General features: G+C 52.0%; 6 protein-coding genes. 2 read left to right on the forward strand and 4 right to left on the reverse strand.

Annotated elements, in window-relative coordinates; translation table 11 throughout:
- Window positions 1–10 precede the first annotated feature (10 nt).
- Both HJG54_RS00160 and ilvD read right to left on the reverse strand, forming a co-directional pair.
- Window positions 11–1,441 carry an MFS transporter gene (locus tag HJG54_RS00160; protein ID WP_316432663.1) on the reverse strand — a complete coding sequence of 477 codons (1,431 nt, stop codon included), beginning with the start codon at window positions 1,439–1,441 and terminating at the stop codon, window positions 11–13.
- Window positions 1,442–1,786: 345 nt separating this feature from the next.
- Complete coding sequence (ilvD, locus tag HJG54_RS00165; RefSeq protein WP_316432664.1) at window positions 1,787–3,487, reverse strand: dihydroxy-acid dehydratase; 1,701 nt, start codon at window positions 3,485–3,487, stop codon at window positions 1,787–1,789.
- 566 nt (window positions 3,488–4,053) lie between these two features.
- On the opposite strand from ilvD, the gene HJG54_RS00170 reads away from it, so the two are divergent.
- A complete protein-coding gene (locus HJG54_RS00170; protein ID WP_316432666.1) occupies window positions 4,054–4,893 on the forward strand; it encodes a pentapeptide repeat-containing protein in 840 nt (279 codons plus the stop codon).
- A 393-nt stretch (window positions 4,894–5,286) separates the two neighbouring features.
- Window positions 5,287–6,579 carry a type IV pilus twitching motility protein PilT gene (locus tag HJG54_RS00175; protein ID WP_316432668.1) on the forward strand — a complete coding sequence of 431 codons (1,293 nt, stop codon included), beginning with the start codon at window positions 5,287–5,289 and terminating at the stop codon, window positions 6,577–6,579.
- 184 nt (window positions 6,580–6,763) lie between these two features.
- Here HJG54_RS00175 and HJG54_RS00180 read toward each other — a convergent pair whose 3' ends face one another.
- Window positions 6,764–9,874, reverse strand: coding sequence for a DUF4347 domain-containing protein (locus HJG54_RS00180; protein WP_316432669.1), 3,111 nt, complete (start codon window positions 9,872–9,874; stop codon window positions 6,764–6,766).
- Between the two features lie 908 nt (window positions 9,875–10,782).
- Window positions 10,783–14,130, reverse strand: coding sequence for a bluetail domain-containing putative surface protein (locus HJG54_RS00185; RefSeq protein WP_316432670.1), 3,348 nt, complete (start codon window positions 14,128–14,130; stop codon window positions 10,783–10,785).
- Between the last annotated feature and the right edge of the window lie 438 nt (window positions 14,131–14,568).

Consider the following 14,568-nt stretch of genomic DNA (forward strand, 5'->3'; position numbering starts at 1 on the left):
CGTTTTGGTTCTATTGTCTTTCCTGGCGTTCTCGTAGTTTCAGCAGAATTTCTGCGTGGACTTCGCGGGTGATCGGGTAGAAATAGGCCAGGAATAGGCCGATGATCAGCGCTACGGTAGGCACGGGACCGATTGCCAGCCGGATGGCCAGCAGCGCGGATTCGGGTTGAACCGGAGTGGGTTGTCCGGCCACACTCTCGATGAAGCCAGCTTGGTCGAGGGCCTGTCCCACGATAAATAAACCGAGTGCCAATCCCAACTTTTGCAGCAGCACCATAAAGCCGTAGAAAATCCCTTCCCGCCGCTGGCCGGTGTTTAGCTCGTCCAGTTCAATCACGTCGGGAATCATCGACCAGGGAATCAGGTAGGCCGTGGAGACGCCGATGCCCGCCATAATCGCCAGTGGGTACACCAATCCCGATTGGTTGGGCTGCAAGAAAAACAAGCCAGCCTGGGCGATAATCCACAGCACCATGCCCATAAAGTACACTGCCTTTTTGCCGACGCGGGCGCTAATCGCGCTCCAAACAAACAGCATTAACAAGGCCGTTCCCTGTACCGCTAGGGCAATCAGGGTGAAGGTCTCTGACGACAGACCCAAACAGTTGACGACAAAATAGGGCAGGATCGTGGCTGTGATCTGCACCGCTAACCAGGAGCAGAGGTAAATCCCAATCACAAATAGAAACGGGCGATTGCTGAAGGCGATCTTGAGCTGGGTGAAAAATGGGATATTCTGTTCATTCTGGGATCCGTGCAGTTGCACCATTGCCATTGTGCGGCGGTAGGTGCCAAACACACACCAATACAGCGGCAGGGTTGAAATCACAGCACAAATCCCCCCCAGCCACAGGTACTGCTGGCCCGCATCGGGCACGATTCGGAAAATCACCAGCGCCAAAATCAGCGAGAGAATACTGCCACCAATCGAAAAGGCGAACCGAAAGCTGTTGAGGCTGGTGCGTTCGTTGTAGTCTTGGGTCAGTTCGGGGGTAAGGGCCGTGTAGGGCAGGTTCACCATTGTGTAGAAAATATTGAACAGCACCGAAATCAAGACATAGTAGGCAAACAATCCCCATTGATTGGCAGCTTCGTTCTGGCTAAAGCGAGGCACTACCCATTGCAGAAAGAAAGTGACCCCAAACGGAATTGCACCATACAACATCCAGGGATAGCGCCTGCCCCAGCGCGCCGAACGGGTGCGATCGCTCAAGACGCCAACAAGCGGGTCATTCACCGCATCCCAGATTTTGCCGATCATCAACACGCTGCCTGCTAACGCCGCATTCATACCGGCCACGTTAGTAAAAAAGAACAGCAAAAAGAAGGCCAGAATGTTGGCCGTAATCGCCGGACCCAGATCTCCAGCACCGTAAGCTAGTTTCGTGCTGAAGTTGAGCGGTGGTGGGACAACAGGGCGTGGCGCAGAAGACTCAGACATAGGAGTTTGATGGGAAAAATGAATTGAGAAGGGCGATCAGACAGGGCGAACTAGAGCCGCCCGCAAGTTCTCAGCCGCCCGCTCCGAATCGTTGGCCAGATAGAGTTCTCCAGCCAGCATGTTCTGTTTTTCTGTTTTTTCGGAGGATTCACCGGAAAAGTCAGTAATAGAGTGGCAACAAACTGTGTTCCCACTCTATTACGTTTTCCCTTTACCGTTTTACTTCTTTGATCAAATCCAAATACAGGCGTTTTGCCAAAAGTACAGACGTTTTGCCAAAAGTACAGGCGTTTTGCCAAAACGCCTCTACGTACGCGAACGCTGGCGGATCAACCGGATTTGATATTATTTCTCTTGCTCCACAAACAAATTCAAATCCGTCACCGCGCCTAAGCTGCTCGAAGAAACTAGTTTGGCGTACTTAGCCAGCACTCCTCTTGTGTAGCGGGGCTGGGGCGGTTTCCAGTTGAGGCGACGCTGGGCTAGCTCTTCGTCGGATACATTCACTTGCAGCAGACGCGCATCGGCATCGATGGTAATCGAATCGCCTGCTTGGACTAGGGCAATCGGTCCACCCACAAAGGCTTCTGGAGCCACATGGCCGACTACCATGCCGTAGGTGCCGCCAGAGAAGCGGCCATCGGTAATCAACCCCACCGAGTCGCCTAAGCCTGCGCCGATAATCGCTGAGGTGGGAGCCAGCATTTCTCGCATGCCGGGACCGCCCTTCGGACCCTCGTAACGAATCACAATCACATCTCCGGCCTGAATCTTGCCAGCCAGGATCGCGTCTAGACAGGCTTCTTCCGATTCAAATACACGAGCGGGACCGGTGATTTTGCGATTCTTGACGCCGGTCAGTTTCGCGACCGACCCATCGGGAGCCAAATTGCCGCGCAGAATCCCCAAATGCCCCTGCGGATACATCGGGTTACTCCAGGGACGAATCACATCCTGGTCGGCACGCGGTTCTGCGGGAATGTCTTGCAGCAGCTCAGCCACGGTTTTGCCGCTGATCGTGATGCAGTCGCCGTGCAGCAAGTCATGGGCCAGCAGCATTTTCATGACCTGAGGAATGCCACCAGCTTGGTGCAAATCGGTGGCTACATAGCGGCCCGAAGGTTTCAGGTCACATAAAACAGGCACACGGGCGCGGATAGTTTCAAAATCGTCGAGGGTCAGGGGCACACCGGCTGAATGGGCAATCGCCAGAAAGTGCAGCACCGCATTTGTGGAACCACCCACAGCCATGATCACCGAAATCGCGTTTTCGATCGACTTGCGGGTGATGATGTCTCTGGGGCGGAGGTCGTTGCGGATCGCTTCCACTAGGGTTTTGCCGGCAATCTCGGTGTTGATCGCCTTTTCGGCATCTTCAGCCGACATGGTTGAGGAATACATCAAACTCATGCCCATCGCCTCGAAGGCAGCCGACATGGTGTTGGCCGTGTACATGCCGCCGCAGGAACCCGCTCCCGGACAGGCATTGCGCTCGACCGCCAGCAGCCGCACCTCGTCGATTCGGCCTGCGCTGTATTGCCCCACCGCCTCAAACGAACTCACAACCGTCAAGTCTTCGCCTTCGAGATGACCGGGTTTGATTGTGCCGCCATAGACAAAAATTGCCGGAATATTCATGCGCGCCATTGCAATCATGGCTCCGGGCATGTTTTTGTCGCAGCCGCCGATTGCCAGCACTCCATCCATGCTCTGGGCATTACAGGCGGTTTCAATCGAATCGGCAATTACATCGCGAGACACCAAAGAATACTTCATGCCTTCGGTGCCCATCGAGATGCCGTCACTCACCGTGATCGTGCCGAATACCTGAGGCATTCCCCCTGCCGCTCGAATCCCGGCTTCGGCCTTTGCCGCTAAGGGAGCAATGCCCATGTTGCAAGGAGTAATCGTACTGTGGGCACTGGCAACCCCGACAATTGGCTTAGAAAAGTCCTCATCCTTAAAACCAACCGCTCGCAGCATGGCCCGATTTGGCGATCGCTGCACCCCCTGGGTGATCGTCCGGCTCCTTAAATTCTCTGGCATTGCGCTTCCTCTCTGTGATCTCTAACTAAACTGAACCGATTGCTGTGATGTCTGCCGACCCAAAGTTTATTAGGGATTTGGGCCAGTTGGCAAAACGCACTCCGCTGCCTCCGAACCGATGGCAATACATCATGAAGCGATTCCAGTCGGCTCCAACTGGCAACAGAGATCGGATGCAGTGTTAACAAGACTAACTATTTTACAGGAGAGCCGTTGCCGTGAGATATCTAGCGTTGCTGGCTTATTCCCATCCCTTGCTCAGGTTCTAACCTTTCCAGCAATTGCTCCGGGCTGGGGTTAGTTGGACCTCGAAGCAGTATGATTATCAGCACCAAAGGAAGCGTTCATCTCCATTATCAAAGGTTCTAGAAGAATCAATACAAGCTAATTTACCGTAGTGTTTCGCCGAGCTTGGCAGGAGATGTGTCTTTCCATTCAGTCCTATTGAACTTATTTGAATTATTGCCCACCCGATACCACCGTATGATGAAGGGACCCGTGAGGATTGTGCTTTCTATTTTGGGCAACCTAGGGGTTAATACATACAGGCGATGAGACGATAAAACATGTACGTTGAAGAACTGCTGAACCACTTTGCAGCAGGAAAGCGCGACTTTCAGGAAGTGAGTTTGATTGGAGTTAACTTAAGCGGCAAAGACTTAAGGGGCATCAACCTGCGGCGAGCCAATCTCAGTCAGGCAATTTTACGCGGAGCGGATCTCAGTTCCGCCAATTTACGAGAGGTCAATTTAAGTGGAGCAGACCTCAGCCAAGCTACGTTGATCGAAACGAACCTGATCGGGGCAGATTTAAGTCGGGCTAATTTGTACGAAGCGGATATGTTGCGGGCGGGTCTGCGGGGTGCCCGTTTGGGAGGGGCTAATCTGAGTCGGGCTAATTTGCCAGAGGTGAATTTGGGTGAGGCAAACCTCAGTCATGCCAATCTGTGTGAAGCGAACTTGAGCCATGCTAGCCTGCACCGCTCCAAACTGCTAGAGAGCGATCTAACGCGGGCCATTTTAGAAGGTGCCAATCTCTCGAATGCCCTCCTCAGCAATGCCATCTTGGAAGGCGCAAATCTAACAGACATTGCTGGACATGGAGCCACGCTGGAAGAAGCCGATTTGCGGGAAGCCGATCTGAGCCGCGCTAAGTTGATCGGTGCCAATTTGATCAATGCCAATCTCGGACGCATCAACGGACGAGCCGTTAACTTGAGTTGGGCTTCACTACGGGGTGCCAACCTGCGGCGGGCCAACCTGTATCGGGCACAGTTGAGTTGGGCCAACCTCAGCGAAGCGGATTTGAGTGAAGCGATGTTGATTAGCGCTAACATCAACCAAACTAACCTACACAACGCCGATTTGACTGGAACGATAATGCCCAGCGGCGCAACGCACGATTGACTCAAGTATTAAAAGTCACTTTCATAGAATCAGTGATTGCCTGGTACGGATGCAATATTTACGCCAGACTGATAGGAATTGACGAGTAGCAATCAACGGACGCTGCTAAAACTGGCAGAGGCCGCTGAAAGCTAACAATAGCGCTAACACTTAGGAATCCCAAGAAACTACAGAAATGATATTAATCCCCAAGGTTCTGGGCAACCTTGAGACCAGTTGCATTCCGTTGAGGCCCAAATTGAAGCTGAAGTTGAAGCTGAAGATTTGCTAAGTAGAGCTTGCGATTTAAACGAATCAATCCAGTCTTTAATTCTTCATCGCCCTGCAACTTTTCTTGTCTGAGATTACTGTCTGAAATTCTGTCCTGCAACGTTTTTGCCGATAAGGTGGTCTATGACTGAAGCACAACGTCCGACGACTCCTTCTTCTACTCCCCGCGTCCCACCGCCCCCACCGCCGTCGCGATCGATGGCAAATCCGGCTCCGTCTGGTCCAGCCCAACCTACCTCGTCTCAAACGATGCCGATGGCCCCCGCCATGCCCGGTGCCGTCCGGCCCGCCGTTCCAGGCCATCGCCCCGCTCCGCCACCGGGCATGCGAACCGGACGCAGCAAGCCTGCCCCTGGACAGCCCACGATGGAGCAGTTGGTGCGAGAAGCGTTTGAGAAAGGATTTTCGGATGTGCATGTCGGCGTGGGGGAAGTACCCCGATTCCGCAACCGAGGAGAGATCGAAGTCACAGACTACCCAACGACCGATCGAGAAACTTTCTTTAGCTGGTTGAAAGAAATCCTCAGCGATGAAGAGATCAAACGCTTCCAGGACACGTTAGATTTTGACGGTGCGACTCAGTACGAATTTGCCCGTGTCCGGATCAATATTTTTGATTCGTTGCGGGGTCCGGCGATGGTGATGCGTCTGATTCCGCTGAAAATTCTCACAATTGACCAGCTCAATCTACCGCCTGTCTTCAAAGATGTGTGTCACTACCACAAGGGGTTGATTCTGATTACCGGCCCAACTGGCTCCGGTAAATCAACTACCCTGGCGGCGATGATCGACTACATCAACAACGAAATGCCCAAGAACATTATCACGATTGAAGACCCGATCGAATTTGTGCATACCAGTAAGAAATCCCTGATCAAGCAACGGGAAGTTGGCATCCATACTCTCAAGTTCGACAGTGCCCTGAAAGCCTCGCTGCGAGAAGACCCGGATATTATTCTGGTGGGTGAAATGCGGGACCGGGAAACGGTCAACACTGCCCTCAAAGCCGCCCAAACCGGCCACTTGGTGATGGGAACCCTGCACACCAACAGCGCCGTTAAGACCATCGAACGGATTTTGCAGCTCTATGAACCGGATCAGCAGGCTCCGATGCGGGTGTCGATTGCTGAATCGTTGGTGGCAGTCATCGCCCAAGGACTGTGTCGGACGACCGACGGCAAGCGGGCCGCCTATCACGACATCATGATCAATACCGACGCAATTCGGGATTACATTCGGCGTGGCGAGATCGATGAGATCGAGGCGATCATTCCCCGCTGTACCTTCGACGGCATGTGTACGATGAACCAATCCCTCTACAAACTCTACGAAGCTGGCCGCATTACTGAAGAAACAGCCCTAGAGCATTCCCCCAAACCCAACGAAATGGCGCAAATTTTGCGTGGGCGAGTGTAGGAGGGATAGGGATCAGCATTAGTGCATCGGCACTACTCATCTCAACATACTCATCAAGATACTCAAGATACTAAAGGGGAAGGCCGAGTTTTCTCACCTTCCCCTCACGATTTTTGATTGAGCAGGACTCAGCAGAGTGAAACTGAGAACTTTAGATTAGACAACCTAGACGTATCTAAACAATCTAAACAATAAAGTTAGTCACAGGATTAATATCGGCTACCTGGACCCCCTGTAGGATGGCCAACCGTAAAAATCCACCTGCTGCATCTCCATTCGAGTCTACTCGCAGAATCGCGCCATTATCACTATCGCGCAGCCGAACATATGCCCGGAACCGATCGGGATTGGTGTACTCGGGCTTGTTGAAGATACGCCGCAGGTTGATTACGTCGTTGGCAACATCGAAATCGACAATCCGATCGACTCCGTGCTCAGCAGACCGATAGTTGATCTGATCTCTGCCTACTCCGGTCCGAATTCGGTCGCTGCCGTTGCCACCCGTGAGTGTGTCATTGCCAGGACCACCGTTCAACCGGTCGTTCTGAGTGTTACCAGAAAGGCGATCGTTGCCTTTGTTGCCGAACAAAACATCGACACCAGGACCACCCCAAATCACATCATCCCCTCGGCGTCCATAGGCAGTGTCGGCTCTACGGCTACCCCGCATCCGATCGTTGCCTAGGCCACCATTCATGAAATCGTCGCCTTTAGCACCTCGCACTTCATCATTGCCCTGTTGACCATCCACGAAGTCGTTGTTAGGGCCACCGTTAAGGGTATCTCGACCCCGACCGCCTCTCAGGGTGTCGTTACCGCCTCTGCCCTGAATCCGATCGTTACCACGTCGACCATCGACAATATCGTCGCCTTTGCCACCAAAGCCGCGGTCATTGCCTAAGCCCAAATCAATCACATCATCGCCCGCATTCCCACGAGCAACGTCATTGTTTTGTTGGCCCTTGATCACATCACGGTCAGCCCCACCGGCCAGTGTATCGTTGCCGCGTCCGCCTTGCAGGATATCGTTACAATCGAAGCCACGAATCCGATCATTGCCACCCAAGCCGCGCAGTTGGTCAAACAGGGGCGTACCGTCAATCTTGTTATCACGGTTATTCCCTGTGAAGTTTCTACCGGGTGGGCAGAAGACGTCGCCTGTCCCGACTCGAATCAAGCTCACCGTGGCAGGCGTCGGGTCGATTTCGCCTTGGTCATCAATGGCAGCATAGGTAAAGCTACTGCCTCTAAAGGTAGAAGAAGACTGGAAATAAACCTGGGTGATTTCAGCAGGTGTGAGCCGCTGGCCCGCCTGGATCGGTCTGCCGCCTTGAGTCGGATTACCCAAGAACAATTGACCTTCGCTGGCCGGTGGCACGGTCAGAATCTGGAAGAACTGAATCGTGTTATCGCCATCGGGATCCGTTCCTGACAAACCAGGCACCAGCCGCACATCATCTCGCGGTATTTCTAGCTGGCTTGGATTAGTGTTGGGCGGTTGGTTGGTAATATCGCGCAGGTTCAGCGTTACCGTTGCTGGCAGTTCGGCTGCTTGTCCTCGACTATCAATTGCGGTGTAAGTGAACGAAGCACCAGTAAAGCCAGCCGTGGACTGAAAATAGATGGTTTGAATTTGCTCAGGCGTCAGCGTAGTTCCAGCAACTACCGGTACACCGCCTGTTAAAGGATCACCGACAAACAGCGTACCCTGGGCCGGATCGGGCAGGGTCAGAATTTGAAAAGAAGCAATAAAATCGCCATCTGCCACATCTGGATCAACGGCAAAGAAACCATCAGATGGATCGGCAGATGTCGTTCCATCTAGCAGGATTGTGGTGCCCGGCAGCAACACTTCGGTGAACGGTGAAACTAGGGGCGCATTGTTGAATGTGCCGAGAACCAGATTACGGATTTCGTGAATATTATTGAAATCGCCTGTACCGGAGGCAAAACCAAACTTAATCGTTTCGGGTTTGGGAGTCCCGGTGAGTTGAGCTACATCGATATTGCTGAGACGCGGATCACTCTCAAACGGATCGAGAAAATCACCATCGTTGTTGCCATCAATTTGAACTGTTAGACGACCAGCGGGGGTCAGATCAATCTTGATCGTGCGCGTGGCTTCTTCTCGTGTGGTTGCGGTTGGGGCGTCAATACCAAAGGGTAGCCCATCAGTTCCACCTAAGAAGAGATAGTTTGAGGCTTGGCTACCCCGAATCCCAATCGAGTCGGGCACTCGCCCTTGAGGTTGGCCGCCATTCCGCACAGGGTCTTCTCCGGGAGCATCGGTAGCGCTTGAGAAGTTGCCGAATTCATCGAAACCAATGCCCAAGTAGCCGCCTACCAGCCCTGGCGCAATATCTTCTTTTTGGGCATAGCCCAGTGAACCACCAAACGCCCCAGCATCAGTAGGCGAAGCTGTGCCATCCAGCAGAAAGAAGCTGACGCCATCAGCTCGTTCAGGGTTAGTCGTTCCACCGTAGGCATACAGCTCAAAGGTAATCGTCAAACCTTGGACCGACGGAACGGGATTGTTATAGAGAACAAAGGTCGCTTGATCAGGTAGGGCGCTAGTTAACCGCAGTGCGCCTTCTCCTTCTGGATCAAGCTGACGGCTGGGGTTACCTGGTAAGCCGCCAGTCGGAGCTACGGTCGTATTCCGAGCTGTCAAAAACGGTAGCTCTGAAGGTGGCCGGCCTGGAGCCGGAGCATCAGTACCAAACACCCAGACTTTATCAGTAACATCTCCATTTCTGAACGTATCTGAGACCAGTACTGGCAACACATGTGGATAGCTAGCCATTGCTGAAGCAGAAAAAGCTAGCGGTGTGCGGATCTCACCCGTTGTAAACTCTAAGTTCCAGTCTCCTCCCAGAACGGAGCTACCGGTGAGATTCGTCGAAGCTGCAATTTCTGCACCGGTCAAGCACTTTAACTGGCGCACAAACCATTGCCCGATCGATCCAGCCGCTACCTTACAGCCATAAAGCAATATTTCTGCACCAGCTAGTGGTTTTGCCCAGGCTTGTAGTTGAGCAGCATAGCGCCTTAACGTTTGCCAATTCAAGCTAGTTGAGCCTAATTGCAGTACCCCAGCACTACCGTGGGAAAGAATATGCAGGCTTTCTAGCGAATCAGCTTCGGCCAAAGCTTGAGAGATTTGCTCAATTCCATCTCGCTCAGCGTCGAGAACGAGAACGGCAGTGCCCGGTTTTGTGCTGTTAACTAAACTTTCGTAATCTACAACCGTTGAATCGACTACGACTAAGGTGGAAAGATGACGACAGGAAGTCATGGCCAGATGCCTCTGAGTGATTTTTTTTACTTACAAACTCGGAATCTTTTCAAAGCATGTAGCTTCAGGAGATGCGTACCTTGGTGAAAAACAGGTTCTACTCATCAAGTTATAGCAGTAAATCCCCTGAACTAAATGCAAACTTAAGTTAAATTAAACACCAAGATTCCGGGAAGATACTATAAACTACGAATTTCTCAGGGATTTCTACTAAAAAATAATTCAGATTTTACCCGGAGTTCATAGAAAATTCACCTTATTTCAAGATTTACACTGAAATGAGTCGCTTGTGATCAAGCCCGTTGCACTGTTGCTCATACAGCTGTAAAGTAGCCCGTTTTTGTAAGAATTTAGTATGAAACCAACATTTACAGCCTTTTGGGCAGCACACTTTTGCAGCTCAAGCTATGAGCTAGCCCAAGGCTGACTCGAGTCACAACTTGTCGATCGCAATGGCAGACAGATTTGTAGGCAAATTTGCAGGCAAATTGCAGCCGACTTGTCTGTCAACTCCACTTGTCTGTCAACTTCACTTGTCTGTCAACTTCAACAGATAGGCGCTAGCCCAATACTTCGCCTTATTTGGATGGAGTTCAGTTAGACCAGTTTGGTTTCTGCGTGATCAGATCTCATCTGAACTACAAAAGCCGCAAATTTAGCAAATTTAAAGCTTCACCAAGCTGCGTCAATAGGCATTACTACAAACCGGATAGGCGAGCAGTGCTGCCGTAAACAAGGGCAGCCTTCAATACACCCCAGCAGCATCCCTGATGGTAGGACTACGCTTGTCTCAAGCGCTGTATATCTTTCATACCATTAGCGCTGAACCAGCACACTCAACCTAAAGTAGTAAGTGCTACACCGGACATCTCAGCTTTACGATAGTTTGCTTAAAGAAGCAAACTCATTTAGGCAAAGTAATTCGAGACATTCAAATTGCCATTACGGGTATCGCCTGGTTTAAATTGAATCCCCGTGACGTTAATCAGTAAATCTTGGTTTGCCGCAAATTCCTGGCTTCTATCGTTGACCGACAGGTAGGTGCCCCCCCGCCAGTTAAAGAAAACTGCTTGGTTCGCCAAAAGCTTTTGGGCATTTTCTGTCGCTTGATCCTTGTCGCGATAGGCGCTTTTAGCCGCTTGCTCTAGAGTGCGACCTTTGACTCGTCCGGCGTTAAACAGGCTGCGCGGGCGGTCTGAACTATTCAAATTGTCGTCAAAATCCAACTGGAATTTATCACCCTGAGAAAATCTAAATTTGACGATTTGATCGGGGTTGGCTGCCAAGGAATTTTCGAACGCGCTGGCCTGATCTGCACCAGAGTAGATAAAGCGATCCGCTCCAGCCCCGCCGACTAAAATATCCGCACCGAGTCCGCCGTTGAGTCGATCTGCTCCAGTTCCTCCATCTAGTCGATCACGGCAGTCTAAACCGATCAGCACATCATTCCCTGCCCGCCCGATCAGCACATCACTATCGTCCGTACCCTGTAAGCGATTGGCTCCCTTTGTGCCACGCAAGGTGATGCCTGGGTCACAAGCCTCTACCGTTACCAAGTTGGTCCAGCGATCACCCGCATTATTGATTAAGGGATTGCCAGCTACATCCGTAATGCTGCTGCCCGTTGCCACCAGCAACAGCTCATAGTTACCCCTGAGGCTCGTGAGCTTGCGCAGGTTACCCAGCGTCCAGGTGATCCCATCGGCGCTCGTTAACGTGGCTTGATTTAGGGAAACCAGCCTACCGCCTCGGGTGAGCTGCATATCCGATAAATCAAACCCTCTAACAGCTTCACTGAAGCGGATAGTAACCGCATCAACTTTATCTTGGCGCGGGTCAGGAATCACATCGATTAAGTCAGCAATCGGAGCGGTACGGTCAATGCTATAGACCTCGCCCACCACATTGCCGTTATTGGCCCCTGCGCCACCCAAGGGCAACCCTAAACTGTTCACAATCGAGTCGTTGTCCACCAAGTTAAGCCCAACGGTGCCTTCGCCTCTGCCTGTACTGACTGCCACCGAGTAGAAACTGTCATTCACCCGTGTCACCGCAGTAATGCCAGCTCCCGTTAGTCCCTGAGTGACTAGCGTGAAATCGGATGGATCGACGCGGCTAACGGCCTCATTGAAGCTGATCGTAAAGTTGACTGTAGCTGCATTGGTTGGGCTGGACTCTAACCGATTAATCGCTGTGACCCGGGGAGGGGTTCTTTTGATGGTGTAGCTCTGCCCAGTAAAGTTGCCGTTCCCGCTGCCGCCTCCACCTAGCGGTGCCCCAATGCTGTTGCGAATGCTGTCGTCATCTACTAGATTCAGTCCCAGGGAGCCACTGCCCCTCCCGGTGTTGACAACGACTTTGTAGGTGTTGCCGCTGCCCGAAACTTCCTGGATGCTAAATCCACTAATCCCTGCTCCCACAGGGCGAAAGTCGTCTCTTGTGACGCCTGTAACATTTTGGTTGAATGTGATTGTAAAATCTACAGTTCCAGATGCTGTAGGATTGGGGCTAGCTAAATTGATGGCTGAAACAAGCGGTGCACTTTTGATCACCGAATAGGCGGGTCCGACAAAATTACCGTTGCCTGCTCCTGCTCCCCCCAGCGGCACACTCAGACTGTTGCGGATGCTGTCGTTGTCAGCCAGATTCAACCCCAAGCTGCCATCGCCACGGCCAGTATTCAACACGACCGTATAGGTGCGGGCATCCACAGGCGTCACTGAAACCACACTCGCGCCTCTGAGGCCACTGCTGGCCGCCGCCACAAAATCATCTCTCGTAACGCCAGCTACGTCTTGTGTAAAACTGACTCTAAAACGAACTGAGGCGTCACCAGTTGGACTATTCGCCAATCGCTCGATCGAGGCTACGCTGGGCGGAGTTTTGAAGATGCTGTAGTTTGGCCCATCTACATTGCCATTCAGCGGCACACCCCGCACCCGGCTGGTAATCGAGTCGTCATCGATCAGGCGCAGCAGAATCTCGCCATTGCCGCTGCCGGTATTCACCTCGACATCGTAGGCAGTGTTGTTGTTAGTGTTGGTTCGAGGCTTGACCGAAACCACCTGAGCACCTGAAAGGCCACCGCTGGTTAACACCTGAAAGTTTTTGAAGCCGCCTTGAGCGCTGGTATCAACCCCGTTCACCGGTTCACTGAAGAAAACCGTATAGGTCACGAGGGTAGCGGCTGTGTCTTTAGGGGCACTGCCCTGACGCAGGATTTGTGCAGTCGGGGGAGTCCGATTCACCGTATAGGCTTGGCCTGGGAAGTTGCCATTGTCCAACCCTGAGCCGCCTAACGGTACCGTACTGCTATTTCTAACCGAGTCGTTGTCTTTCAAATCGAGCCGGACTGTACCATTGCCCGTACCCGTATTCACCTTAACGCTATAGGTTCGGTTGTTGACTGGAGTAACCGAAATAATTCCTTCCCCGGTAATGGTTCCGGATTTAACAACCACAAAATCGGACAGATCAACACCCGCCACGTCCTGACTGAATTGCACGGTAAAGTCTACTGTGGCTTGCGCTGTTGGGTCAGGGTTGGCTCGGTTAATCGACTGAACCTGGGGCGGCTCTACAATCTCGTATTTGCCTGGTCCGAATGTATTGGGTCCCGTATTTGCCGTGTTGCTGCTGAAGCGCGGGTTGCCCTCCGCCAAAACATTGCCAGCATTGATGTAGATGGCTCCGGCCTGACTTTTGCCTGCTTGGCCTGGACTGGTGCCCCCCGTGCCCGGTCTACCGGCAACAGCGCTATTGTTGCTAAACGCTGTGTTGCTGATCCGCAGTGCCCCTTGATTGACGTAAATGGCTCCCCCCAAGCCATCTCCTCCATTACCACCGACGCCAGTGGTACTGTTGCCACCTATACCACCAATTGCACGATTGTTCTCGAAGGTTGTGTTGATCAGCGTCACCGAACCACCATCGATGAACAAACCACCGCCTAAACCGTTACCACCCTTGCCGCCCGGATTACCCACAGTTCCAGCCGTGCCGCGAGCCGTGCCGTTAGCAATGGTGAGATTCGTGAAGGTGACATTGCCCCCCGTCACCCGAAATACCTGACGGCTATCGGCACCGCTAATAGTTGCGTTGCGTCCGGCACTGGTAAAGGTCAAATCTTTATTAATGACAGGTAAGAGGGCTTCCAGTACAATCAAATCCGTCGTGATACTGATCGTGTCGCCATTTTGGGCATTGATGATGGCGTCACGCAGACTTGCAAAACTGTTAACAGGGAAAATGGCCATGGTAGATCGGTCCAGGCTGGAGATTCACAGAAACGACAGGACGATATTGAGAGCAGGACTTTACTCGTCAATTTGAGAGAAGGCCGCTAACAGCGCTTACCCTTATGAAATTTAACTACAACTAAAGAAAATTGGCTGAGAGAATTTGCTGAGGATCAGATCTAGAAAACTAACCTTGCACTGAATTAGCCAATCGAGTTTGTTTGATTCGGTGTTTTGCCCCGTGATTTGACGATCCGTTTCAAACTGGTTTAAGTAAGATCTGGTTAAGAACGGGGCGCAAAAGCCAAAGGTTGATAATAATTTGGCTGAATTATTGGCTAGATCATTGGCTGCGTTGGTTACTTCAAGGTGGCCCAATCCCAAGCTAGGGTTAACGTCGTATTTAGACTGCCCAAATTCTGGTGTTAAATCACTGTGCTATCAAAATCGGCTGGC

This window comes from Leptolyngbya sp. NK1-12, from assembly GCF_032598965.1.
In the GTDB taxonomy this organism is placed as follows: Bacteria; Cyanobacteriota; Cyanobacteriia; order Elainellales; family Elainellaceae; genus Elainella.